This is a genomic window from Streptomyces tremellae, from assembly GCF_039540215.1.
Classification (GTDB): Bacteria; Actinomycetota; Actinomycetes; order Streptomycetales; family Streptomycetaceae; genus Streptomyces; species Streptomyces tremellae.
This window is the reverse complement of the sequence record NZ_BAABEP010000066.1, coordinates 1-25175: the sequence shown is the minus strand read 5'-3', so window position 1 is coordinate 25175 and position 25175 is coordinate 1. Positions and strand designations below refer to the sequence as shown.

Here is a 25175-nt window from a genome sequence, read left to right as displayed (position 1 = left end):
CCTCAGGACGCCAGCCAGGCGTCCACGTCCGCCAGCAGCCCCGCCCGCACGTCCTCGGGCGCGGCCGAGGCGCGCACCGACTGGCGGGCCAGCTCCGCGAGCTCCTCGTCGGTGAAGCCGTGGTGCTCGCGCGCCAGCTCGTACTGCGCGGCCAGGCGCGAGCCGAAGAGGAGCGGGTCGTCGGCGCCCAGCGCCATCGGCACGCCCGCGTCGAACAGGGTGCGCAGCGGTACGTCGGCCGGCTTCGCGTACACGCCGAGCGCCACGTTCGACGCCGGGCAGACCTCGCAGGTCACCCCCGAGTCGGCGAGGCGCCGCAGCAGCGTCGGGTCCTCGGCGGCCCGCACCCCGTGGCCGACCCGCGCGGCCCGCAGGTCGTCGAGGCAGTCCCGGACCGACGCGGGCCCGGTCAGCTCGCCGCCGTGCGGCGCCGCGAGCAGCCCGCCGCGCCGCGCGATGGCGAACGCGCGGTCGAAGTCCCTGGCCATCCCGCGTCGTTCGTCGTTGGAGAGGCCGAAGCCGACCACGCCCGCGTCCGCGTAGCGCACCGCGAGCCGCGCCAGCGTCCTGGCCTCCAGGGGGTGCTTCATCCGGTTCGCGGCCACCAGGACCCGCATGCCGAGCCCGGTCTCCCGCGACGCGGACTCCACCGCGTCGAGGATGATCTCCATCGCGGGGATCAGACCGCCGAGGTGCGGGGCGTACGATGTCGGGTCGACCTGGATCTCCAGCCAGCGCGACCCGTCCCGCACGTCCTCCTCCGCGGCCTCCCGCACCAGCCGCCGGATGTCGTCGGGCTCCCGCAGGCACGAGCGCGCGATGTCGTACAGGCGTTGGAAGCGGAACCAGCCGCGCTCGTCGGTGGCGCTCAGGCGCGGCGGCTCGCCGCCGGTCAGCGCCTCGGGGAGGTGCACGCGGTACTTCGCGGCCAGCTCAAGAAGGGTCGTGGGCCGCATCGAACCCGTGAAGTGCAGGTGCAGATGGGCCTTCGGCAGCAGTCGCAGGTCGCGGGGGTGTGCCGGGTCGTGCCGGGTGGGGGCGGTCGTGCTCAACATCCCAAGATCCTGCCGCATGCGCGCCGGTGACTACAGCCCGATGGTCGGATCCGTCGCCCACCGAACGGAAAAACGGGTCCCCCGCCGGCAACCGGCGGGGGACCCGTGGCGTCGTCCGGCGGTGCGCCGGGCGGCGCTCAGCCCTTGGCCTCCGCGAGCAGCTTCTGGATGCGGGAGACGCCCTCGACCAGGTCCTCGTCGCCGAGTGCGTAAGAAAGCCGCAGGTAGCCGGGGGTGCCGAACGCCTCACCCGGCACGACCGCGACCTCGACCTCGTCGAGGATCAGCGCGGCGAGTTCCACCGACGACTCCGGGCGCGAGCCCCTGATCTCCTTGCCGAGCAGCGCCTTCACCGACGGGTACGCGTAGAACGCGCCCTCGGGCTCGGGGCAGACCACGCCGTCGATCTCGTTCAGCATCCGCACGATCGTGCGGCGGCGGCGGTCGAAGGCCGCGCGCATCTCGGCGACCGCAGACAGGTCGCCGGAGACGGCGGCGAGCGCGGCGGCCTGCGAGACGTTCGCGACGTTCGACGTCGCGTGCGACTGGAGGTTCGCGGCGGCCTTGATCACGTCCTTCGGGCCGATCGCCCACCCCACCCGCCAGCCGGTCATCGCGTACGTCTTGGCGACGCCGTTGACGACGACGCACTTCTCGCGCAGCTCGGGCACGGCCGCGGGCAGCGAGGTGAACTCGGCGTCGCCGTACACCAGGTGCTCGTAGATCTCGTCCGTCAGCACCCACAGGCCGTGCTCCACGGCCCAGCGGCCGATCGCCTCGGTGTCCTCGCGGCTGTAGACGGCGCCTGTCGGGTTGGACGGCGAGACGAACAGCAGCACCTTCGTGCGCTCGGTGCGCGCGGCCTCCAACTGCGCGACGGAGACCCGGTAGCCGGTGGTCTCGTCGGCGACCACGTCGACCGGCACACCGCCCGCGAGCCGGATCGACTCGGGGTACGTCGTCCAGTACGGCGCCGGTACGAGGACCTCGTCGCCCGGGTCGAGGATCGCGGCGAACGCCTCGTAGATCGCCTGCTTGCCGCCGTTGGTCACCAGGACCTGCGCGGGGTCGACCTCGTAGCCGGAGTCGCGCAGCGTCTTGGCGGCGATCGCGGCCTTCAGCTCGGGCAGGCCCCCGGCGGGGGTGTAGCGGTGGAACCTGGGGTTCCGGCAGGCCTCGACGGCGGCGTCGACGATGTAGTCGGGGGTCGGGAAGTCCGGCTCGCCCGCGCCGAACCCGATCACCGGCCGCCCGGCGGCCTTGAGGGCCTTGGCCTTGGCGTCGACGGCGAGGGTCGCGGACTCGGAGATCGCGCCGACGCGCGCGGACACCCGGCGCTCGGCGGAAGGGGATGCAGCGCTCATGGGCCCATGGTTTCAGACCGGAAACCTCCGCGGCACACGGGTTTCACGAACTGAACAACTGGGCATCCAGCGGCGACGCATGGTGTCCGGGTACGACCGGAGCGTGTGCGTCCGGGCTCTGTTGATCTCCGTCCGACCTCCGGGCGCGGCCTCCCGGGGCCCGATCGGGGCAGGTCGCCGGGGGACGCGGCCCGGCCGCCCACGGGCCCCGGGCGCCCGGGAGCTGTTCGACGCACGGCCACCGACCACGTACACTCACCTGTCGTCGGCCCCCGTCGTCGCGTCCGTCCGCGCGCATACCGTGCGCACCGTCGGATGGGGTAGGTTGGGGCGGGCAACAAAGGGTCGTAGCTCAATTGGTAGAGCACTGGTCTCCAAAACCAGCGGTTGGGGGTTCAAGTCCCTCCGGCCCTGCTACACACACCGCCAGGATGTGTGCGCATGTACGTACATTCATTGCACCGCCGTGCGGCTCCCCCGGGCGCGGCACGGCCACGACCCGGAATCAGGTGAGAGAGCGTGACGGACGCCGTGGGCTCCATCGACAAGCCTGATGCCGACGACGAGTCCCCCGAGACGCAGGAGAAGAAGCCCCGCAAGGGCGGCAGGCGCGGGAAGAAGGGCCCCCTGGGCCGTCTCGCCCTCTTCTACCGGCAGGTCGTCGCCGAACTGCGCAAGGTCGTCTGGCCGACTCGTAATCAGCTGTCGACGTACACCACTGTCGTGATTGTCTTCGTTGTCATCATGATCGGTCTGGTGACCGTGATTGACTATGGCTTCAACCAAGCAATCAAGTCCGTTTTCGGCTGATCCCGGGGGGCGACCCACAGCGGCCGCCCCTTTCGGGTGTTCCACCCCTTGAGCCAGGAAGAAGCAGTCACCGTGTCTGACCCGAACCTGAACGACGCCCGCGAATCGGCCGAGTCCGCTGCGGACGAGGCCGACGTCGCCGCGGCGGCGGACGCTGTCGAGCCAGACGAGGCCACCGCCGCTGCCGAGGCCGAGGCCGAGGAGAAGCCTGACGAGTCCGTCGAGGTGGCTGAGGCCTCCTCGGAGACCGACGAGTCCGAGGCGCCCGAGGGGCCGGACGGGTCCGGGACCGCGGCGGACGACGAGGCGGCCGACGCGGAGTCCGCGGGGGACGCCGGTGACGGCGCCGAGGAGGCCGAGGAGGCCCCCGTCGACCCGGTCGCCGCGCTCCGCGAGGAGCTGCGCGGACTGCCGGGCGAGTGGTACGTGATCCACACCTACGCGGGCTACGAGAAGCGCGTGAAGGCCAACCTGGAGCAGCGCGCCGTCTCGCTCAACGTCGAGGAGTTCATCTACCAGGCCGAGGTCCCTGAGGAAGAGATCGTCCAGATCAAGAACGGCGAGCGCAAGAACGTCCGGCAGAACAAGCTGCCCGGCTATGTGCTCGTCCGCATGGATCTGACGAACGAGTCCTGGGGCGTCGTCCGCAACACCCCCGGCGTCACCGGCTTCGTGGGCAACGCCTACGACCCGTACCCGCTGACGCTCGACGAGATCGTGAAGATGCTCGCCCCCGAGGCCGAGGAGAAGGCGGCCCGCGAGGCGGCCGAGGCCGAGGGCAAGCCGGCGCCCGCCCGCAAGGTCGAGGTCCAGGTGCTGGACTTCGAGGTGGGCGACTCCGTCACCGTCACGGACGGCCCGTTCGCCACGCTCCAGGCGACGATCAACGAGATCAGCGCCGACTCGCGCAAGGTCAAGGGCCTGGTGGAGATCTTCGGCCGGGAGACCCCGGTCGAGCTGAGCTTCGACCAGATCCAGAAGAACTGACGCGGGCGGCGCCCGCGCCGCCCCGTACCGCTTCCGACCAGGTCAGGGTCGCCCCTCGTGGGCCCCTGACCTGTCGGTTTTTGGCCGCACATCCTTACCCGTTATCGTTGTGCGGTATGCCTCCAACCGGATGATCGGTGGAGGCTGATCACCTCTCATCAGGACCCGGAGAGAAACACCATGCCTCCCAAGAAGAAGAAGATCACAGGGCTGATCAAGCTCCAGATCCAGGCCGGTGCGGCCAACCCGGCTCCGCCGGTCGGCCCCGCCCTGGGTCAGCACGGCGTCAACATCATGGAGTTCTGCAAGGCCTACAACGCCGCGACGGAGTCGCAGCGCGGGATGGTCGTGCCGGTGGAGATCACGGTCTACGAGGACCGCTCCTTCACCTTCATCACCAAGACGCCGCCGGCCGCCAAGCTCATCCTCAAGGCCGCGGGTGTGGACAAGGGCTCCGGCGAGCCCCACGTCAAGAAGGTCGCCAAGCTGACGCGCGACCAGGTCAGGGACATCGCCAACACCAAGATGCCCGACCTGAACGCCAACAACATCGAGGCCGCCGAGAAGATCATCGCCGGCACCGCCCGCTCCATGGGCATCACGGTCGAGGGCTGAGACCCGACGCCGTGCCGCGGGCGCACGCCCCAGGCGGCTCCCGCAGTGGGAGGGCCCTGCGCGGCCCGGACCACGACCTCCGCACCTGCTTGAACCACCAGGAGAAGAAGTGAAGCGCAGCAAGGCTCTCCGCGCAGCGGACGCCAAGATCGACCAGGAGCGCGTGTACGCGCCCCTGGAGGCCGTACGTCTGGCCAAGGACATCAACAGCGCGAAGTTCGACGGCACCGTCGAGGTCGCCTTCCGGCTCGGCGTCGACCCGCGCAAGGCGGACCAGATGGTCCGCGGCACCGTGAACCTCCCGCACGGCACCGGCAAGACCGCCCGGGTCCTGGTCTTCGCGACCGGTGACCGTGCCGAGGCAGCACGCGCCGCGGGCGCCGACATCGTCGGCGCCGACGAGCTGATCGACGAGGTCGCGAAGGGGCGTCTCGACTTCGACGCCGTCGTCGCCACCCCGGACCTCATGGGCAAGGTCGGCCGCCTCGGCCGGGTCCTCGGCCCGCGCGGTCTGATGCCCAACCCGAAGACCGGAACGGTCACCCCCGACGTCACCAAGGCCGTGACGGACATCAAGGGCGGCAAGATCGAGTTCCGTGTCGACAAGCACTCGAACCTCCACTTCATCATCGGCAAGATCTCGTTCGACGAGACCCAGCTCGTGGAGAACTACGCCGCCGCGCTTGAGGAGATCAACCGCCTCAAGCCGTCGGCCGCCAAGGGCCGTTACATCAAGCGGGCCACACTGGCCACGACGATGGGCCCCGGCATCCCGCTGGACGCCAACCGCACCCGGAACCTCCTCGAAGAGGACCCGGCCGTCGTCTGACGTTCGGCGTCGGCCCGTCCGGCGCCCCCGGGCCCCCCGCTCCGCACCCGCGGCGCGGGGGGCCCGTTTTTTCGTGGTCACGCAGGGGGGCCGGCGCATCCTGATCGCTGGCGCCCACGGGGGATGTCGGTGGGCGGGCGTATTCTGCCTCAGGCAGGTGCCTGACAGGCGTCTCACAGACAAGCAGTGCACAGCAGGGGTGGGGGGAACAGCACATGAGGACATCGGTCGGCAGACGTGGCGCGTTCGCGGTGACGGCTGCGCTCGCGGCGGTCGTGACGGTGGCGGGCTGCCAGGGCGACGGCGGCTCCAAGAAGGCGGCGGACTCCGCGGCGCCCTCGGCGTCGAAGGCGGCGCCCGCGGCGGCCTCTCCGGCCGACGCGGTCACCGCGGCGTACAAGAAGCTCTCGGCGTACCGGTCGGCGAAGTTCCGCATGGCGATGACCGTGCCGGACAAGGCGGGCGCGGCCACGACGATGAAGACGTCGGGGACCATCGGCTGGAACCCGACGGTGATGGACATGACGATGGACGGCACGAGCCTCGGCGTGCCCGGCGCGGGCACCGTCCGCGCGAGGATGGCGGGCGACGCCATGTACGTCGATCTCTCCGCGGAGATGAAGGACGACCCGGAGACCGCCAAGGTGCTCGGCGGCAAGCGGTGGATGAAGCTCGACCTCGGCTCGGCGGGAGCGGCCGCGGCGGGCGGCGACTCGGCGCTCCTCGGCAGCTCGCTCCAGTCGGACCAGAGCCCCGCGCAGCAGCTCGCGACGCTGCTCCAGTCCCCGCAGATCACGCGGGTGGGCGCGGAGAAGGTCGACGGGGTGCGGGCGCAGCACTACAAGGGCCACCTCACCACCGAGCAGATGCTCGACGCGGGCAACGCCAAGACGCTCACACCCGAGCAGCGCAAGCAGGCGGCCGACAGCATGAAGAAGGCCGGCATCACCGCGGAGGACTTCGACGTGTGGGTGGGGGCCGACGACTTCCCGGTGCGGGTGAGCGTCGCCATGGACACCGCGAACGGCGCCATGAAGGTGGACGAGCACCTGGCGGGCTACACGGCGAAGGCGGCCGACGTCCAGGCGCCGCCCGCCGACCAGACGTTCACGCTCCAGGACCTCATGAAGCAGGCCCAGGAGTCCGGCGCCACGTCCTGAGCGGAGAGGAGCTGCGGGGCCGGGGCCGGCGGATTTGCCTGCCGCGTGCCCGGTCCCGTACCCTCCCACTGAAGCCAAAGACCGCTGGTTGTCGCCGTGCCCGCGAGGGACCGGTGACCGAAGGATCCGCTAGCTGCGGACGGCCTGCGCAGGTGACAGTGGAAAGCTCCCGCACGGCGCGACGTGTCGTGCCGGTCGAGCTACGCCCCGCGCACCTGCGTCGGGGCGTTTCGTTTTGTTCAGCCCCTTCCGAGAGCGGTCCTCATCACCCGGAAGGAGGCCGACGCTCATGGCAAGGCCCGACAAGGCCGCCGCGGTGGCCGAGCTGACGGAGCAGTTCCGCAGCTCGAACGCCGCAGTGCTGACCGAGTACCGGGGTCTCACCGTGGCGCAGCTCAAGGAGCTGCGCCGCTCGCTCGGTGGGAACGCCCAGTACGCCGTGGTGAAGAACACGCTGACCAAGATCGCGGCCAACGAGGCCGGGATCAACCAGCTGGACGACCTGTTCGCGGGTCCGACGGCTGTTGCCTTCGTCACCGGTGACCCGGTGGAGTCGGCGAAGGGTCTCCGTGACTTCTCCAAGGACAACCCGAACCTCGTCATCAAGGGCGGTGTCCTTGACGGCAAGGCGATGTCCGCCGACGAGATCAAGAAGCTTGCGGACCTTGAGTCCCGCGAGGTTCTGCTCGCCAAGCTGGCGGGCGCCATGAAGGCCAAGCCGTCGCAGGCTGCCGCGCTCTTCCAGGCGCTCCCCTCGAAGTTCGTCCGCACCGCGGAGGCGCTTCGTGCCAAGAAGGAAGCCGACGAGCAGGGCGGTGCCGAGTAACTCGGCGTTCTGGCCGCAAGGCCGCTGCGGGCCCAGCGCCCGCCGACATGTACACCCGGCACCAGCCGATTTAGTGGAAGGACCGCCATCATGGCGAAGCTCAGCCAGGACGACCTGCTCGCGCAGTTCGAGGAGATGACCCTCATCGAGCTCTCCGAGTTCGTGAAGGCCTTCGAGGACAAGTTCGACGTCACCGCCGCCGCTCCGGTCGCCGCCGCCGCCGTCGCGGGCCCGGGTGCCCCGGCCGCCGAGGCCGCTGCCGAGCAGGACGAGTTCGACGTCATCCTGACCGGTGCGGGCGACAAGAAGATCCAGGTCATCAAGGTCGTGCGCGAGCTCACCTCGCTCGGCCTCAAGGAGGCCAAGGACCTCGTGGACGGCGCCCCGAAGCCCGTCCTCGAGAAGGTCGCCAAGGACGCCGCCGACAAGGCCGCCGAGTCCCTCAAGGGCGCCGGCGCCTCCGTCGAGGTCAAGTGAACCCTGGCGCCTGAGGGCGCCGGACGCGCGGCTGACGGCCGCGCACCGCGTTGACGCGAGGGGCGATCACCCATCCGGGTGGTCGCCCCTCGCCGTGCCCGCGGCGATCGGCTTGCGTTCCCCCTGCCTGCCGCTAGGGTGATCATCGTCTGCGGCCCGGGGGGCTTCCCGAGCTCAGAGCCGGGTTTCCGGGGCGGGGCCCGGAGGGCGGGGGGCCTTGACGAACCGCAGCAGGCGCGCAATTCTCGTGGTCGCGTCGTCACAGTCGATCCGACTCCGAGGCATGGATCGCGGGCGATGTGGGAAGTAACGGGATGGCGCTCAAGCGCCACGGCTCTGCGGCGGCTCCGGCCGGGCAGGGTCGGTGTACGGGCCGGCAGCAGCAGCGAGGGTGTTGAGGACAACGAGGGTCTCCCACAACCCGCTCTGGACATCAGTGTGCCAAGTGGCTACACTGTCCCTTTGCGCTGCCTGTTAGCTGTCCCCTGCCCGTCACCAGGGGCACCCTCTCGTAAGAACATCGGTGATCGAAGGCTCTGACCAGGGCTTTCCCTCTCCGTGTCTACGGGGGACCGGTACGCGCGTAGTGAGTCCGAGCCCTCGGAAGGACCCCCTCTTGGCCGCCTCGCGCAACGCCTCGACCACGAATACGAACAACGGCGCAAGCACCGCCCCGCTGCGCATCTCCTTTGCAAAGATCAAGGAGCCCCTTGAGGTTCCGAACCTTCTCGCGCTCCAGACCGAGAGCTTCGACTGGCTGCTCGGCAACGCCGCGTGGAAGGCTCGCGTCGAGGCGGCTCTCGACAACGGACAGGACGTCCCCAGGAAGTCCGGTCTTGAGGAGATCTTCGAAGAGATCTCCCCGATCGAGGACTTCTCCGGGTCGATGTCGCTGACGTTCCGCGACCACCGTTTCGAGCCCCCGAAGAACTCGATCGACGAGTGCAAGGAGCGCGACTTCACGTACGCGGCTCCGCTGTTCGTCACCGCCGAGTTCACGAACAACGAGACCGGCGAGATCAAGTCCCAGACGGTCTTCATGGGCGACTTCCCGCTCATGACGAACAAGGGCACCTTCGTCATCAACGGCACCGAGCGTGTCGTGGTGTCGCAGCTCGTGCGCTCGCCGGGCGTCTACTTCGACTCCTCCATCGACAAGACGTCCGACAAGGACATCTACTCCGCCAAGATCATCCCCTCCCGGGGTGCCTGGCTGGAGATGGAGATCGACAAGCGCGACATGGTCGGCGTCCGCATCGACCGCAAGCGCAAGCAGTCCGTGACCGTCCTGCTCAAGGCGCTCGGCTGGACGACCGAGCAGATCCTTGAGGAGTTCGGCGAGTACGAGTCGATGCGCGCCACCCTGGAGAAGGACCACACCCAGGGCCAGGACGACGCGCTGCTCGACATCTACCGCAAGCTCCGTCCGGGCGAGCCCCCCACGCGCGAGGCCGCCCAGACGCTGCTGGAGAACCTCTACTTCAACCCGAAGCGCTACGACCTGGCGAAGGTCGGCCGCTACAAGGTCAACAAGAAGCTGGGCGCTGACGCCCCGCTCGACGCCGGCGTGCTCACCACCGACGACGTCATCGCGACCATCAAGTACCTGGTCAAGCTGCACGCGGGCGAGACCGAGACGGTCAGCTCCAGCGGCGCCGAGATCGTCGTCGAGACCGACGACATCGACCACTTCGGCAACCGCCGCCTGCGCAACGTCGGCGAGCTCATCCAGAACCAGGTCCGCACGGGCCTCGCGCGGATGGAGCGCGTCGTGCGCGAGCGCATGACGACGCAGGACGTCGAGGCGATCACGCCGCAGACGCTGATCAACATCCGGCCGGTCGTCGCCTCCATCAAGGAGTTCTTCGGCACCAGCCAGCTGTCGCAGTTCATGGACCAGAACAACCCGCTCTCCGGGCTCACCCACAAGCGCCGCCTCTCGGCGCTCGGCCCGGGTGGCCTCTCCCGTGAGCGGGCCGGCTTCGAGGTCCGTGACGTGCACCCGTCGCACTACGGCCGCATGTGCCCGATCGAGACGCCCGAGGGCCCGAACATCGGCCTGATCGGCTCGCTCGCCTCGTACGGTCGGGTCAACGCGTTCGGCTTCGTCGAGACGCCGTACCGCCGGGTCACCGAGGGCGTCGTCACCGACGAGGTCGACTACCTGACCGCGGACGAGGAGGACCGCTTCGTCATCGCGCAGGCCAACGCGCCGCTCACCGACGAGCTGCGATTCGAGGAGACCCGCGTGCTGGTCCGCCGCCGCGGCGGCGAGGTCGACTACGTGCCGGGCGAGGACGTCGACTACATGGACGTCTCGCCGCGCCAGATGGTGTCCGTCGCGACGGCCATGATCCCGTTCCTGGAGCACGACGACGCCAACCGCGCCCTCATGGGCGCGAACATGATGCGCCAGGCCGTGCCGCTGATCACCTCAGAGGCGCCGCTCGTCGGCACCGGCATGGAGTACCGCTGCGCGGTCGACGCCGGCGACGTCATCAAGGCGGAGAAGGCGGGTGTGGTCCAGGAGGTCTCCGCGGACTACATCACCGTCACCAACGACGACGGCACGTACACCACGTACCGCATCGCGAAGTTCTTCCGCTCCAACCAGGGCACCTCGGTCAACCAGAAGGTCGTCGTCTCCGAGGGCGACCGGGTCATCGAGGGCCAGGTGCTCGCAGACGGCCCGGCCACCGAGCAGGGCGAGATGGCGCTCGGCAAGAACCTCCTGGTCGCGTTCATGCCGTGGGAGGGCCACAACTACGAGGACGCGATCATCCTCAGCCAGCGCCTGGTGCAGGACGACGTCCTCTCCTCGATCCACATCGAGGAGCACGAGGTCGACGCCCGCGACACCAAGCTCGGCCCCGAGGAGATCACCCGGGACATCCCGAACGTCTCCGAGGAGGTCCTCGCCGACCTGGACGAGCGCGGCATCATCCGCATCGGCGCCGAGGTCCGCGACACCGACATCCTCGTCGGCAAGGTCACGCCCAAGGGCGAGACGGAGCTGACGCCCGAGGAGCGGCTGCTGCGCGCGATCTTCGGTGAGAAGGCCCGCGAGGTCCGCGACACCTCGCTGAAGGTGCCGCACGGCGAGACCGGCAAGGTCATCGGCGTCCGCGTCTTCGACCGCGAGGAGGGCGACGAGCTGCCGCCCGGTGTCAACCAGCTGGTCCGCGTGTACGTGGCGCAGAAGCGCAAGATCACGGACGGCGACAAGCTGGCCGGCCGCCACGGCAACAAGGGCGTCATCTCCAAGATCCTGCCGATCGAGGACATGCCGTTCCTGGAGGACGGCACCCCGGTCGACATCATCCTCAACCCGCTGGGCGTCCCGTCCCGCATGAACCCGGGACAGGTCCTTGAGATCCACCTCGGCTGGCTCGCCAGCCAGGGCTGGGACGTCTCCTCGCTCGGCGAGGAGTGGGCCCAGCGCCTCCAGGCCATCGGCGCCGACCAGGTGGACCCGCGTACCAACGTGGCGACCCCGGTCTTCGACGGTGCCCGCGAGGACGAGCTGGCCGGCCTGCTGGAGCACACCGTTCCCAACCGGGACGGTGAGCGCATGGTGCAGCCGACCGGCAAGGCCCGCCTGTTCGACGGCCGCTCCGGCGAGCCGTTCCCGGACCCGATCTCGGTCGGGTACATGTACATCCTCAAGCTGCACCACCTGGTCGACGACAAGCTCCACGCCCGCTCGACCGGCCCGTACTCCATGATCACCCAGCAGCCCCTGGGTGGTAAGGCGCAGTTCGGCGGTCAGCGCTTCGGTGAGATGGAGGTGTGGGCGCTGGAGGCGTACGGCGCCGCCTACGCCCTCCAGGAACTCCTCACGATCAAGTCCGACGACGTCACCGGCCGCGTGAAGGTCTACGAGGCCATCGTCAAGGGCGAGAACATCCCCGAGCCCGGCATTCCCGAGTCCTTCAAGGTCCTCATCAAGGAAATGCAGTCGCTCTGCCTCAACGTGGAGGTGCTGTCCTCGGACGGCATGTCCATCGAGATGCGGGACACGGACGAGGACGTGTTCCGTGCGGCGGAGGAGCTCGGCATCGACCTGTCCCGGCGGGAGCCGAGCAGCGTCGAAGAGGTCTGACGGGTCGGTCGGCCAGGCACCCGCCTCGGCGGGTGCCTGGCCGGCCACCTCGGACCCTCCTCCACGCGCTCCGCGTGGGGGGACCCCCATCAGACCTTCAGACACAACCCTGAGAGGGATTGACGCATAGTGCTCGACGTCAACTTCTTCGACGAGCTGCGGATCGGCCTTGCCACCGCGGACGACATCCGTACCTGGTCCCACGGCGAGGTCAAGAAGCCGGAGACCATCAACTACCGCACGCTCAAGCCCGAGAAGGACGGACTCTTCTGCGAGAAGATCTTCGGCCCCACCCGGGACTGGGAGTGCTACTGCGGCAAGTACAAGCGTGTCCGCTTCAAGGGCATCATCTGTGAGCGCTGTGGCGTCGAGGTCACGCGCGCCAAGGTGCGCCGCGAGCGGATGGGCCACATCGAGCTGGCCGCTCCCGTCACCCACATCTGGTACTTCAAGGGCGTTCCCTCGCGCCTCGGCTACCTGCTCGACCTGGCGCCGAAGGACCTGGAGAAGGTCATCTACTTCGCCGCGTACATGATCACGTACGTGGACGAGGAGCGCCGCACCCGCGACCTGCCCTCGCTGGAGGCGCACGTCTCCGTCGAGCGGCAGCAGATCGAGAACCGCCGCGACTCCGACCTGGAGGCCCGCGCCAAGAAGCTCGAGACCGACCTGGCCGAGCTGGAGGCCGAGGGCGCCAAGGCCGACGTGCGCCGCAAGGTGCGCGAGGGCGCCGAGCGCGAGATGAAGCAGCTGCGCGACCGCGCGCAGCGCGAGATCGACCGCCTGGACGAGGTCTGGAACCGCTTCAAGAACCTCAAGGTGCAGGACCTGGAGGGCGACGAGCTCCTCTACCGCGAGCTGCGTGACCGCTTCGGCACGTACTTCGACGGCTCGATGGGCGCCGCCGCGCTCCAGAAGCGCCTGGAGTCCTTCGACCTCGACGAGGAGGCCGAGCGCCTCCGCGAGATCATCCGCACCGGCAAGGGGCAGAAGAAGACCCGCGCGCTCAAGCGCCTCAAGGTCGTCTCCGCGTTCCTCCAGACCAGCAACAGCCCCAAGGGCATGGTGCTGGACTGCGTGCCGGTCATCCCGCCGGACCTGCGTCCGATGGTGCAGCTGGACGGCGGCCGCTTCGCGACCTCCGACCTGAACGACCTGTACCGCCGCGTCATCAACCGCAACAACCGCCTGAAGCGGCTTCTCGACCTCGGCGCGCCCGAGATCATCGTGAACAACGAGAAGCGCATGCTCCAGGAGGCCGTGGACGCCCTCTTCGACAACGGCCGCCGTGGCCGCCCGGTCACGGGCCCCGGCAACCGTCCGCTGAAGTCGCTGTCCGACATGCTCAAGGGCAAGCAGGGCCGCTTCCGCCAGAACCTCCTCGGCAAGCGCGTCGACTACTCGGCGCGTTCCGTGATCGTCGTCGGTCCGCAGCTCAAGCTGCACCAGTGCGGTCTGCCGAAGGCGATGGCGCTCGAACTGTTCAAGCCGTTCGTGATGAAGCGCCTGGTCGACCTGAACCACGCGCAGAACATCAAGTCGGCGAAGCGCATGGTCGAGCGCGGCCGCACGGTCGTGTACGACGTCCTCGAAGAGGTCATCGCCGAGCACCCCGTGCTGCTCAACCGCGCGCCGACCCTGCACCGCCTCGGCATCCAGGCCTTCGAGCCGCAGCTGGTCGAGGGCAAGGCCATCCAGATCCACCCGCTCGTGTGCACCGCGTTCAACGCGGACTTCGACGGCGACCAGATGGCCGTGCACCTGCCGCTGTCCGCGGAGGCGCAGGCCGAGGCCCGCATCCTGATGCTGTCCTCGAACAACATCCTGAAGCCGGCCGACGGACGTCCCGTCACCATGCCGACCCAGGACATGGTGCTCGGACTGTTCTTCCTCACGACGGACGAGGAGGAGCGCGAGGTCGTCGGCGCCGGCCGGTCCTTCGGCTCCACGGCCGAGGCCACCATGGCGTTCGACAGCCGCGAGCTCTCGCTCCAGGCGAAGGTCGACATCCGCTTCCCGGTGGGCACCATCCCGCCGCGCGGCTGGACGCCCCCGCCGAACGAGGACGGCGAGCCGGACACGCAGTGGCAGCCCGGCGACCCGTTCAGGCTGCGGACGACCCTGGGGCGCGCGCTCTTCAACGAGCTGCTGCCCGAGGATTACCCGTTCGTGGACTACTCGGTCGGCAAGAAGCAGCTCTCCGAGATCGTCAACGACCTCGCGGAGCGCTACCCGAAGGTGATCGTGGCGGCGACGCTCGACAACCTGAAGGCGGCGGGCTTCTTCTGGGCCACCCGCTCCGGTGTCACCGTGGCCATCTCCGACGTGGTCGTCCCCGAGGCGAAGAAGGAGATCGTCGCCGGGTACGAGGCGCAGGACGAGAAGGTCCAGAAGCAGTACGAGCGCGGTCTGATCACGAAGGACGAGCGCACGCAGGAGCTCATCGCGATCTGGACGAAGGCGACCAACGAGGTCGCCGAGGCCATGAACGAGAACTTCCCGAAGACCAACCCCATCTTCATGATGGTGAACTCGGGTGCGCGCGGAAACATGATGCAGATGCGCCAGATCGCCGGTATGCGCGGTCTGGTGTCCAACGCCAAGAACGAGACGATCCCGCGTCCCATCAAGGCGTCGTTCCGCGAGGGCCTGTCCGTGCTGGAGTACTTCATCTCCACGCACGGTGCCCGCAAGGGTCTGGCCGACACCGCCCTGCGTACCGCCGACTCGGGTTACCTGACCCGTCGTCTGGTGGACGTCTCGCAGGACGTGATCATCCGCGAGGAGGACTGCGGCACCGACCGCGGCCTGAAGCTGCGGATCGCGGACCGGGGCACCGACGGTGTGCTGCGCAAGGCGGAGGACGTCGAGACCTCCGTGTACGCGCGGATGCTCGCCGAGGACGTCGTGGTGGACGGCAAGGTCATCGCCCCCGCCAACGTCGACCTCGGTGACGTGCTCATCGACGCGCTGGTCGCGGCGGGCGTGGAGGAGGTCAAGACCCGTTCGGTCCTGACCTGCGAGTCCGCGGTCGGCACCTGTGCGTACTGCTACGGCCGCTCGCTGGCCACCGGCAAGCTGGTCGACATCGGTGAGGCGGTCGGCATCATCGCCGCCCAGTCCATCGGTGAGCCCGGCACCCAGCTGACGATGCGCACCTTCCACACCGGTGGTGTGGCGGGTGACGACATCACGCAGGGTCTGCCGCGTGTCGTCGAGCTGTTCGAGGCCCGTACGCCCAAGGGTGTCGCCCCGATCTCGGAGGCGGCGGGCCGCGTCCGGATCGAGGAGACCGAGAAGACCAAGAAGATCATCGTCACGCCGGACGACGGCAGCGACGAGACGCCCTTCCCCATCTCGAAGCGCGCCCGTCTGCTGGTCGGCGAGGGCGACCACGTCGAGGTGGGCCAGAAGCTCACCGTGGGTGCCACCAACCCGCACGACGTGCTGCGCATCCTCGGCCAGCGCGCGGTCCAGGTCCACCTGGTCGGCGAGGTCCAGAAGGTCTACAACTCGCAGGGTGTGTCGATCCACGACAAGCACATCGAGATCATCATCCGGCAGATGCTGCGCCGGGTGACGATCATCGAGTCGGGCGACGCGGAACTGCTCCCCGGCGAGCTGGTCGAGCGCTCGAAGTTCGAGACCGAGAACCGTCGTGTGGTGCGCGAGGGAGGCCACCCGGCCTCCGGCCGCCCGCAGCTGATGGGTATCACCAAGGCGTCGCTCGCGACCGAGTCGTGGCTGTCCGCGGCGTCCTTCCAGGAGACGACCAGGGTCCTCACCGACGCGGCGATCAACGCCAAGTCGGACTCCCTGATCGGCCTCAAGGAGAACGTCATCATCGGCAAGCTCATCCCGGCCGGTACGGGCCTGTCCCGCTACCGCAACATCCGGGTCGAGCCGACCGAGGAGGCCAAGGCCGCGATGTACTCGGCCGTCGGCTACGACGACATCGACTACTCGCCGTTCGGCACGGGCTCCGGCCAGGCCGTCCCGCTGGAGGACTACGACTACGGTCCGTACAACCAGTGAACCGGGGCGTCGGTGAGTGAGTGAATGAGCCGGAGGGCGGCCGTTCCCCAGGGGGACGGCCGCCCTCCGGGCTTTCTCCGGCCGTTTCTTAGGCCCTTCCCGGGGCCGCCGGGGGCCCGAAAAGGCTCTCGGGATCCGGGTGTTCGTCGTGGGCGTAGAGCGGGTAGGACTTAGCGTTTTGACCTGGGTCGACCGGGTGGGTACGCTCGACTCTGTGCCTGGGGTGTGCCTGGGCTCTCGCGCGTGTCCTCAGCCGCGTGGGGGATCCGTCAACACGGCCACCGCAATCTGCGCTTTCCCCGCTCGCCGGCGGGGGTGCACGGTATTCGACACACCCGACCGCGTGGGTCGGCGACGTTCCAGGTTAGCTTTACGCACGGCACACAGAATCGGAGAAGTAGTGCCTACGATCCAGCAGCTGGTCCGCAAGGGCCGGCAGGACAAGGTCGAGAAGAACAAGACCCCCGCACTTGAGGGCTCCCCTCAGCGCCGCGGGGTCTGCACGCGTGTGTTCACGACCACCCCGAAGAAGCCGAACTCGGCCCTGCGCAAGGTCGCGCGTGTGCGTCTGACCTCGGGCATCGAGGTCACGGCGTACATCCCGGGTGAGGGGCACAACCTGCAGGAGCACTCCATCGTGCTCGTGCGCGGCGGCCGTGTGAAGGACCTGCCGGGTGTTCGCTACAAGATCATCCGCGGCTCGCTCGACACCCAGGGTGTCAAGAACCGCAAGCAGGCCCGCAGCCGCTACGGCGCCAAGAAGGAGAAGTAAGAATGCCTCGTAAGGGCCCCGCCCCGAAGCGTCCGGTCATCATCGACCCGGTCTACGGCTCTCCTCTTGTCACCTCCCTCATCAACAAGATCCTGCTGAACGGCAAGCGCTCCACCGCCGAGCGGATCGTGTACGGCGCCATGGAGGGCCTGCGCGACAAGACCGGCAACGACCCGGTCATCACGCTCAAGCGCGCGCTGGAGAACGTCAAGCCGGCTCTTGAGGTCAAGTCCCGCCGTGTCGGTGGTGCCACCTACCAGGTGCCGGTCGAGGTCAAGCCCGGCCGCGCCTCCACCCTCGCGCTGCGCTGGCTGGTCGGCTACTCGCGGGCCCGCCGCGAGAAGACCATGACCGAGCGCCTGATGAACGAGCTGCTCGACGCCTCCAACGGCCTCGGCGCCTCGGTCAAGAAGCGCGAGGACACGCACAAGATGGCCGAGTCCAACAAGGCCTTCGCGCACTACCGCTGGTAGTCGCAACCCCCATCGAGACCGAGAGAAGATTGAGCCTTATGGCCACCACTTCGCTTGACCTGGCCAGGGTCCGCAACATCGGGATCATGGCCCACATCGACGCGGGCAAGACGACCACCACCGAGCGGATCCTGTTCTACACCGGTGTCTCGTACAAGATCGGTGAAGTCCACGACGGCGCTGCCACCATGGACTGGATGGAGCAGGAGCAGGAGCGCGGCATCACCATCACGTCCGCCGCGACGACCTGTCACTGGCCGCTCGACGAGGTCGACCACACCATCAACATCATCGACACGCCCGGCCACGTCGACTTCACCGTCGAGGTGGAGCGTTCGCTGCGCGTGCTCGACGGTGCCGTCACCGTCTTCGACGGTGTCGCCGGTGTGGAGCCGCAGTCCGAGACGGTGTGGCGTCAGGCCGACCGTTACGGCGTGCCCCGCATCTGCTTCGTCAACAAGCTCGACCGCACCGGCGCCGAGTTCCACCGCTGCGTCGACATGATCACGGACCGCCTCGGCGCGACCCCGATCGTGATGCAGCTGCCGATCGGCGCCGAGGCCGACTTCAAGGGCGTCGTCGACCTCGTGACGATGAAGGCCCTGGTCTGGTCGGCCGAGGCAGCCAAGGGCGAGATGTACGACGTCGTCGACATCCCGGCCACGCACACCGAGGCGGCCGAGGAGTGGCGCGGCAAGCTGCTGGAGACCGTCGCCGAGAACGACGAAGAGATCATGGAGCTGTACCTGGAGGGCGAGGAGCCCTCCGTGGAGCAGCTGTACGGGGCGATCCGCCGCATCACGATCGCTTCCGGCAAGTCCGACGACACCACGGTCACCCCGGTGTTCTGCGGCACGGCGTTCAAGAACAAGGGCGTCCAGCCCCTGCTCGACGCCGTCGTGCGCTACCTGCCCTCCCCCCTGGACGTCGAGGCCATCGAAGGCCACGACGTGAAGGACCCGGAGAAGGTCGTCGCCCGCAAGCCGTCCGACGACGAGCCGCTCTCGGCGCTGGCGTTCAAGATCATGAGCGACCCGCACCTGGGCAAGCTCACCTTCGTCCGCGTGTACTCCGGGCGCCTCGTGGCGGGTTCGGCCGTGCTGAACTCCGTGAAGGGCCGCAAGGAGCGCATCGGCAAGATCTACCGCATGCACGCGAACAAGCGTGAGGAGATCGAGTCGGTGGGCGCCGGCGACATCGTCGCCGTGATGGGCCTGAAGCAGACCACCACCGGTGAGACGCTGAGCGACGAGAAGAACCCGGTGATCCTGGAGTCCATGGACTTCCCGGCGCCGGTCATCGAGGTCGCGATCGAGCCCAAGTCCAAGGGCGACCAGGAGAAGCTGGGTGTCGCCATCCAGCGCCTGGCCGAGGAGGACCCGTCCTTCCAGGTGCACACCAACGAGGAGACCGGCCAGACCGTCATCGGCGGTATGGGCGAGCTTCACCTTGAGGTGCTGGTCGACCGGATGAAGCGCGAGTTCCGCGTCGAGGCCAACGTCGGCAAGCCGCAGGTCGCCTACCGCGAGACCATCCGCAAGGTGGTGGAGCGGGTCGACTACACGCACAAGAAGCAGACCGGTGGCACCGGTCAGTTCGCGAAGGTGCAGATCGCGATCGAGCCCATTGAGGGCGGCGACGCGTCGTACGAGTTCGTGAACAAGGTCACCGGTGGCCGCATCCCGAAGGAGTACATCCCTTCGGTGGACGCCGGTGCCCAGGAAGCGATGCAGTTCGGCATCGTCGCCGGGTACGAGATGACGGGCGTGCGCGTCATCCTGCTCGACGGTGCGTTCCACGAGGTCGACTCGTCCGAACTCGCCTTCAAGATCGCCGGTTCGCAGGCCTTCAAGGAGGCCGCGCGCAAGGCGTCCCCGGTTCTCCTCGAACCGATGATGGCCGTCGAGGTCACCACGCCCGAGGACTACATGGGCGACGTGATCGGCGACATCAACTCCCGCCGTGGCCAGATCCAGGCCATGGAGGAGCGGGCCGGTGCCCGGGTCGTCAAGGGCCTGGTGCCGCTCTCGGAGATGTTCGGCTACGTCGGAGACCTCCGCAGCAAGACCTCGGGTCGCGCAAGCTACTCGATGCAGTTCGACTCCTACGCCGAGGTTCCCCGGAACGTCGCCGAGGAGATCATCGCGAAGGCCAAGGGCGAGTAATCCACCGGGCGAATCGCCCGCGTGCCTGCACGCTCTAGGCTTGTCACCGGGAAGCCAGGGGGCATTCCCCGAAGGATCGGCGTCATCCGCCGTCTCCGAGGGGGGTGCTCCGGGCCGACCGGCATCCCAGCAAAGATCACCCTGGCGCCGATGAGTAAGGCGTACAGAACCACTCCACAGGAGGACCCCAGTGGCGAAGGCGAAGTTCGAGCGGACTAAGCCGCACGTCAACATCGGCACCATCGGTCACATCGACCACGGTAAGACGACCCTCACGGCCGCCATTACCAAGGTGCTGCACGACGCGTACCCGGAGCTCAACGAGGCCTCGGCGTTCGACCAGATCGACAAGGCTCCTGAGGAGCGCCAGCGCGGTATCACCATCTCCATCGCGCACGTCGAGTACCAGACGGAGACGCGCCACTACGCGCACGTCGACTGCCCGGGTCACGCCGACTACATCAAGAACATGATCACGGGTGCGGCGCAGATGGACGGCGCCATCCTCGTGGTCGCCGCCACCGACGGCCCGATGCCGCAGACCAAGGAGCACGTGCTCTTGGCCCGCCAGGTCGGCGTTCCGTACATCGTCGTCGCCCTGAACAAGGCCGACATGGTGGACGACGAGGAGATCCTGGAGCTCGTCGAGCTTGAGGTCCGTGAGCTCCTCACCGAGTACGAGTTCCCCGGCGACGACGTCCCGGTCGTCAAGGTCTCGGCGCTCAAGGCGCTTGAGGGCGACAAGGAGTGGGGCCAGACCGTCCTCGACCTGATGAAGGCCGTCGACGAGGCCATCCCGCAGCCCGAGCGCGACGTCGACAAGCCGTTCCTGATGCCGATCGAGGACGTCTTCACGATCACCGGTCGTGGCACCGTCGTCACCGGTCGTATCGAGCGTGGTGTCCTCAAGGTCAACGAGACCGTGGACATCATCGGCATCAAGCCGGAGAAGACCTCCACCACGGTCACCGGCATCGAGATGTTCCGCAAGCTGCTCGACGAGGGCCAGGCCGGTGAGAACGTCGGTCTGCTCCTCCGTGGCATCAAGCGCGAGGACGTCGAGCGCGGCCAGGTCATCATCAAGCCCGGTTCGGTCACGCCGCACACCGAGTTCGAGGCCCAGGCCTACATCCTGTCGAAGGACGAGGGTGGCCGTCACACCCCGTTCTTCAACAACTACCGCCCGCAGTTCTACTTCCGTACCACGGACGTGACCGGCGTCGTGACCCTCCCCGAGGGCACCGAGATGGTCATGCCGGGCGACAACACCACCATGTCCGTCCAGCTGATCCAGCCGGTCGCCATGGAGGAGGGCCTGAAGTTCGCCATCCGTGAGGGTGGTCGTACGGTGGGCGCCGGCCAGGTCACCAAGATCGTCAAGTAAGTACGGCGATCCGGTGGCGGCCCTCGGGCCGCGGCGGTTTCACCAGGGGCCCCGCGCCCGTCCTTCGGGACGGGCGCGGGGCCCCTCGGCGTGTGCGGGGCCGTGTGCGGGCGCGTGCGGCAGTGTGTGCGCGGCGCGGCGCGGTGTGCGCGTTGCTACGCTGGCCGGCGAGAACCAGTGACGTACGGGCGAGGGACGGCAGGTCGCCGGGGAAGGGGCGCGCGGATGAGGAAGCGCACAGGTTCGCTCTCCGCGCCGCGGCCCGGCCTCCCGGTGCGGGTGCTGACACCGCTCGACCGGCGGCCGATCGGCACGAACGGCTATGTGAGCACATGGGGCGCGGTGCTCGGTGTCCGCCCGCCGGGGGACCGCTGAGCGGTCCACCACCCGCAGGGGCGGGCTCCCGGCCGCGCGCCGGCGCCCGCCGTGTTCCCCGTACGTGTCTGGAGACGTCCCTCCTATGCCCGCTCTCCCGCGGATCACCGCTGCTCTGCGCTCCGACGCCGTCAGCGGTTCCCTTCTGATCGGCGCGGCCGTCGTGGCGCTGCTCTGGGCCAACTCGCCGCTCTCCTCGGCCTATACGTCGCTGAGCTCCGCCGCCTTCGGGCCCGCCGTGCTCGGCCTGCACCTGTCGGTGCGGGAGTGGGCGGCGGACGGGCTGCTCGTGGTGTTCTTCTTCGTCGTCGGCAACGAACTCAAACAGGAGCTGGTGCACGGCGAGTTGCGCGACCCACGCAGGGCCGCGCTGCCGATCGTCGCCGCGCTCGGCGGTGTCGTGGTGCCCGCGGGCGTCTTCCTCGCGGTCAACGTGGCGGCCCCTGGCGGTGCGCCGGGCGGCTGGGGGATTCCGATGGCGACGGACATCGCCTTCGCGCTCGCCGTGCTCGCGGTCGCAGGTCGCCAACTGCCGCCGCCGCTGCGGACGTTCCTGCTGACGCTGGCGACGGTGGACGACGTGTGCGCGGTCGTGGTGATCGCTTTCGCCTACACCACGGGGCTCGACCCGCTGGCGCTGGGGCTCGCGGCGGTGGGCCTCGCGGTCTTCGGGTGGCTCCAGCGCGGCCGTGGCCGTGCGGCGGCGCGGGTGCGGGCGGCGGTGCCGGCGTGGCTGCTGTTCGGGCCGCTCGGCGTGGCGATCTGGGCACTGGTGCACGCCTCGGGGGTGCATGCGACGATCGCCGGGGTGGCGATGGGGTTGCTGATGCGCACGGAGGCGAGGGGCGGCGAGGCCTTCTCGCCCTCGCACCGGGCGGAGGAGGCCCTGCGGCCGCTCTCTTCGGGGGTCGCGCTTCCGGTGTTCGCCCTGTTCGCCGCTGGTGTGTCGCTCTCCGGTGCGGGCGGCTTCTGGGCGTCGGCGGTCACCTGGGGGGTGCTTGCCGGGCTGCTCGTCGGCAAGTTCGCCGGCATCCTCGGCGCCTCGTGGCTGACGGCGCGGTTCACCGGCGCCCACCTCAACCCGGCGCTCGGCTGGGCGGACATCGCGGGCATCGGGGTGCTCGGAGGGATCGGCTTCACGGTGTCGCTGCTGGTCGCGGAGTTGTCGTATCCGGGCGGCGCGCGGCTCACCGCGGCGAAGGGCGCGATCCTGCTGGCCTCGGGGGCCGCCTCGCTGCTCTCGGCGGTGGTGCTGGGACGGCGCGGCCGCCACCACCGGCGGCTCGCGGCGCGCGCGGCGGCGGGGGTCGCGGGGTCCGCGGACGGGCGGCCGTGACGCGGGAGGGCCCCGCCGCCGGCCGCGGGGGTGGGGGCGGCCGGTGGCGGGGCCCGGTCCTTGCGCGTGGGGGAGCGCGGTGGGCGGATCCGCCGGCCCGGCCCGTACGGCCCCGGGGGGACGGCTACCAGGTGACGGGCAGCTCGTAGACGCCGTAGACGACGGCGTCGTGCTTGTAGCGGATGTCCTGCTCCTCGATCGCGGGCCGGAGCGTCGGGAAGCGGCGCAGCAGGGCCGGGTAGGCGAGTTGGAGCTCCTGGCGTGCCAGGTTCTGGCCGAGGCACTGGTGGGTGCCCTGGCCGAAGGCGAGGTGGCGGCGGGCGTTGGGCCGGGTGACGTCGAGGACGTCGGGCTCGTCGAAGACCGTGGCGTCGCGGTTGGCGGCGTCGTTGGCGAGGATCACGCCCTCGCCCGCGCGGATGAGCTGCCCCGAGACCTCGACGTCCTCGGTGGCTATGCGCCTGCGGCCGGTGTGCACGATGGTGAGGTAGCGCAGCAGCTCCTCCACCGCGCCCGCGAGGGCCGCGGGGTCCTCGGCGTCCCGTACGGCTTTCAGCTGCTCGGGGTTGCGCAGCAGGGCGAGCGTCCCGAGCGCGATCATGTTGGTGGTCGTCTCGTGGCCCGCGATGAGCAGCAGCATCGCGTCCTGGACGAGGCGGGAGCGGGTGGTGGCGCCGGTGAGCATGTGCTCGGTGGCGACGTTGCTGATGAGGTCGTCCTGCGGGTCCTTCACCTTGGCGTCGATCAGCGTGCCGAGGTAGTCGCCGAGCTCGTTCATGGCCTGCATGGTGTCCTCGACGGTGGAGGTCATCGAGATGAGCACCCGGGACCTGCTCTGGAAGAGGTGCTGGTCCGCGCGGGGCACGCCGAGGATCTCCGCGATCACGAGCGAGGGCAGCGGCAGCGCGAACGACGAGACGAGGTCGACCGGGCCGCCGGCCCGCTCCATGTCGTCGAGCAGGCCGTCGATGATCTCCCTGAGGCGCGGCACGAGGGCGCGGGCGCGCTTCACGGAGAAGTACGAGGTGAACATGCGGCGCACCCGGTTGTGGTCCGGGTCGTCCGTGGAGATGAACGGCAGCGGGTTGCCGCTCCTGCGGCGGGCGGCGATGCCGGGGCTCTGGGTGGGGAAGCCGGGCTTGGTGGTGTCCGCGCTGAACCGTTCGTCGGCGAGGATCGTGCGCTGGTCCTGGTAGCGGGTGATGAGCCAGGCGGGGGTACCGTCCCAGACCTGGACGCGGGAGAAGGGCTCGTGCTCGCGGAGTTCGGCGAGCGCGGGCGGCGGGTCGAAGGGACAGCCGGTGGCGCGGGCGAGCGGGTAGCGGGGTGCTTCCTCGGTGCCTGTGGCGCTGGCGTGCAGGGCGGTCTCCGTCATCGTGCGATGCTCCTGACGTGAAGTGGGGGGCGAGCTGTTGCCGTGCGGTGGTGCCTGGTCAGTCGTGGACGGCGATCGCGCCCGCGGGGCAGAGGGCGGCCGCCTCCTGTGCGCGGCCCAGGGCCTCCGCGTCGTCCGGGATGCCGTCGAGCAGGACGACGACACCGTCCTCGTCCCGCTGGTCGAAGATGTCGTCGGCGGCGAGGACGCACTGGCCCGCGGCGCAGCACCGGTCCTGGTCGATCTCGATGTGCATGACGCTCTCCTTCGTTACGTACTCTAAGTACGTGATACGCCGCACGCCGGAGCCGCGCAATGGTGCCCCGGGCAATCACATGGGTGGTTGGCCGGAAACGTGCGGCCCGGCATGATGCCCGGGTGGAATCAACTCCGGCGTCTCAACCGTCCCGCCCGTCCCGCGCGTCGGGGGCGCCCCGTGCGGAGGCCGTCTCCGCGCTCCAGTCCGTACTGAGCGTGCTGGCCTACAACCTGACACGCCCCCAGATGCACGAGCGGCTGGTCGCGGCCGCCGGCATGCCCGTCGACCGGGCGGGCCTCGCGCTCCTGCGGGTCCTCGCGGAGGCCCCGGAGCCGCTGCGGGTCGGCGAGCTGGCGTACAAGCTCGGCGTACGGCATCCCCATGTCACGCGCCAGGTCGGCCGGTTGGCCCAGCAGGGCCTGGTGGAGCGGGTCGCGACCGGGGACGACAGGCGCGTCCAGCTGATCGCGCCGACGCGCCGCGGCCTGGACACGCTCCGCCGGGTCGCCCAGGCGACGGAGGCGAGACTGGCCGAAAGGCTCGTGGGCGTCGACGCGGAGACGATCATGGCCGCGGTGGAGGTCCTGAGCCGCCTCGACGTCAACCCCGGCTGGGGCCAGGACGCCTCGCCCCAGGCCGGCCCCCCGCCCCCGGATCCGCAGCGCCCCGGCGGCACCGACCCCGCGGGGTAGCGGGCGCGGTGCGGCGAGCGGGGGAGTGTCCCCGTTATCTTTTTCGCGGTCCCGCAACGGGGCTGCTGGCCTCCGGGCCCGGCA

At 69.4% G+C, this 25175-nt stretch carries 20 protein-coding genes and 1 tRNA gene; 17 read left to right on the top strand and 4 right to left on the bottom strand.

Features of this window, described 5'->3' with window-relative positions:
* Window positions 1-2: 2 nt before the first annotated feature.
* Together ABEA77_RS29075 and ABEA77_RS29070 are read right to left on the bottom strand one after the other, a co-directional pair.
* On the bottom strand, window positions 3-1055 hold the full coding sequence (locus ABEA77_RS29075; protein WP_345654004.1) for an adenosine deaminase: 1053 nt from the start codon (window positions 1053-1055) through the stop codon (window positions 3-5).
* 137 nt (window positions 1056-1192) lie between these two features.
* Window positions 1193-2419: a pyridoxal phosphate-dependent aminotransferase gene (locus ABEA77_RS29070; RefSeq protein ID WP_345654001.1), complete on the bottom strand. Its 1227-nt coding sequence runs from the start codon at window positions 2417-2419 to the stop codon at window positions 1193-1195.
* Between the two features lie 341 nt (window positions 2420-2760).
* Here ABEA77_RS29070 and ABEA77_RS29065 point away from each other — a divergent pair.
* The 16 genes from ABEA77_RS29065 (at window position 2761) to nhaA (ending at window position 22765) form a co-directional block, all read left to right on the top strand.
* Window positions 2761-2833: transfer RNA gene (locus tag ABEA77_RS29065), tRNA-Trp, on the top strand.
* Between the two features lie 105 nt (window positions 2834-2938).
* A complete protein-coding gene (gene secE, locus ABEA77_RS29060; RefSeq protein WP_345653998.1) occupies window positions 2939-3229 on the top strand; it encodes a preprotein translocase subunit SecE in 291 nt (96 codons plus the stop codon).
* Window positions 3230-3301: 72 nt separating this feature from the next.
* Window positions 3302-4216, top strand: a complete 915-nt coding sequence (gene nusG / locus ABEA77_RS29055) for a transcription termination/antitermination protein NusG (protein WP_345653995.1) — start codon at window positions 3302-3304, stop codon at window positions 4214-4216.
* Window positions 4217-4396: 180 nt separating this feature from the next.
* A complete protein-coding gene (rplK, locus tag ABEA77_RS29050) occupies window positions 4397-4831 on the top strand; it encodes a 50S ribosomal protein L11 (RefSeq protein WP_345653992.1) in 435 nt (144 codons plus the stop codon).
* A gap of 109 nt (window positions 4832-4940) precedes the next feature.
* Window positions 4941-5660, top strand: coding sequence for a 50S ribosomal protein L1 (gene rplA, locus ABEA77_RS29045; RefSeq protein ID WP_345653989.1), 720 nt, complete (start codon window positions 4941-4943; stop codon window positions 5658-5660).
* A 215-nt stretch (window positions 5661-5875) separates the two neighbouring features.
* Window positions 5876-6820: an SCO4651 family lipoprotein gene (locus tag ABEA77_RS29040; protein ID WP_345653986.1), complete on the top strand. Its 945-nt coding sequence runs from the start codon at window positions 5876-5878 to the stop codon at window positions 6818-6820.
* A 289-nt stretch (window positions 6821-7109) separates the two neighbouring features.
* The gene (gene rplJ / locus ABEA77_RS29035) at window positions 7110-7646 is read left to right on the top strand and encodes a 50S ribosomal protein L10 (RefSeq protein WP_345653983.1); all 537 of its coding nucleotides are present in this window, start codon (window positions 7110-7112) and stop codon (window positions 7644-7646) included.
* Window positions 7647-7736: 90 nt separating this feature from the next.
* Window positions 7737-8123 carry a 50S ribosomal protein L7/L12 gene (gene rplL, locus ABEA77_RS29030; RefSeq protein ID WP_345653980.1) on the top strand — a complete coding sequence of 129 codons (387 nt, stop codon included), beginning with the start codon at window positions 7737-7739 and terminating at the stop codon, window positions 8121-8123.
* Between the two features lie 616 nt (window positions 8124-8739).
* Window positions 8740-12225 (top strand): DNA-directed RNA polymerase subunit beta, encoded by a 3486-nt coding sequence (gene rpoB, locus ABEA77_RS29025; protein WP_345653977.1) that lies wholly within the window; start codon window positions 8740-8742, stop codon window positions 12223-12225.
* Window positions 12226-12354: 129 nt separating this feature from the next.
* Entirely contained in the window at window positions 12355-16260 is a 3906-nt protein-coding gene (locus ABEA77_RS29020; RefSeq protein ID WP_345653974.1) for a DNA-directed RNA polymerase subunit beta', read from the top strand.
* A 400-nt stretch (window positions 16261-16660) separates the two neighbouring features.
* Window positions 16661-17032: a 30S ribosomal protein S12 gene (rpsL, locus tag ABEA77_RS29015; protein WP_003948652.1), complete on the top strand. Its 372-nt coding sequence runs from the start codon at window positions 16661-16663 to the stop codon at window positions 17030-17032.
* Between the two features lie 2 nt (window positions 17033-17034).
* Window positions 17035-17505 carry a 30S ribosomal protein S7 gene (gene rpsG / locus ABEA77_RS29010; protein ID WP_345653972.1) on the top strand — a complete coding sequence of 157 codons (471 nt, stop codon included), beginning with the start codon at window positions 17035-17037 and terminating at the stop codon, window positions 17503-17505.
* Window positions 17506-17543: 38 nt separating this feature from the next.
* The gene (gene fusA / locus ABEA77_RS29005; protein WP_345653969.1) at window positions 17544-19670 is read left to right on the top strand and encodes an elongation factor G; all 2127 of its coding nucleotides are present in this window, start codon (window positions 17544-17546) and stop codon (window positions 19668-19670) included.
* Window positions 19671-19860: 190 nt separating this feature from the next.
* Entirely contained in the window at window positions 19861-21054 is a 1194-nt protein-coding gene (tuf, locus tag ABEA77_RS29000) for an elongation factor Tu (RefSeq protein WP_345653966.1), read from the top strand.
* 225 nt (window positions 21055-21279) lie between these two features.
* Window positions 21280-21429, top strand: coding sequence for a hypothetical protein (locus ABEA77_RS28995; RefSeq protein ID WP_345653963.1), 150 nt, complete (start codon window positions 21280-21282; stop codon window positions 21427-21429).
* 85 nt (window positions 21430-21514) lie between these two features.
* Window positions 21515-22765, top strand: a complete 1251-nt coding sequence (gene nhaA / locus ABEA77_RS28990; protein WP_345653960.1) for a Na+/H+ antiporter NhaA — start codon at window positions 21515-21517, stop codon at window positions 22763-22765.
* 124 nt (window positions 22766-22889) lie between these two features.
* On the opposite strand, the gene ABEA77_RS28985 is transcribed toward nhaA, so the two are convergent.
* Together ABEA77_RS28985 and ABEA77_RS28980 are read right to left on the bottom strand one after the other, a co-directional pair.
* Entirely contained in the window at window positions 22890-24140 is a 1251-nt protein-coding gene (locus tag ABEA77_RS28985; protein ID WP_345653957.1) for a cytochrome P450, read from the bottom strand.
* Between the two features lie 58 nt (window positions 24141-24198).
* Window positions 24199-24396 carry a ferredoxin gene (locus ABEA77_RS28980; protein ID WP_345653955.1) on the bottom strand — a complete coding sequence of 66 codons (198 nt, stop codon included), beginning with the start codon at window positions 24394-24396 and terminating at the stop codon, window positions 24199-24201.
* 122 nt (window positions 24397-24518) lie between these two features.
* Between ABEA77_RS28980 and ABEA77_RS28975 the strand changes: the two genes are divergently transcribed.
* Window positions 24519-25091, top strand: coding sequence for a MarR family winged helix-turn-helix transcriptional regulator (locus tag ABEA77_RS28975; protein WP_345653952.1), 573 nt, complete (start codon window positions 24519-24521; stop codon window positions 25089-25091).
* The last annotated feature ends 84 nt before the right edge of the window (window positions 25092-25175 follow it).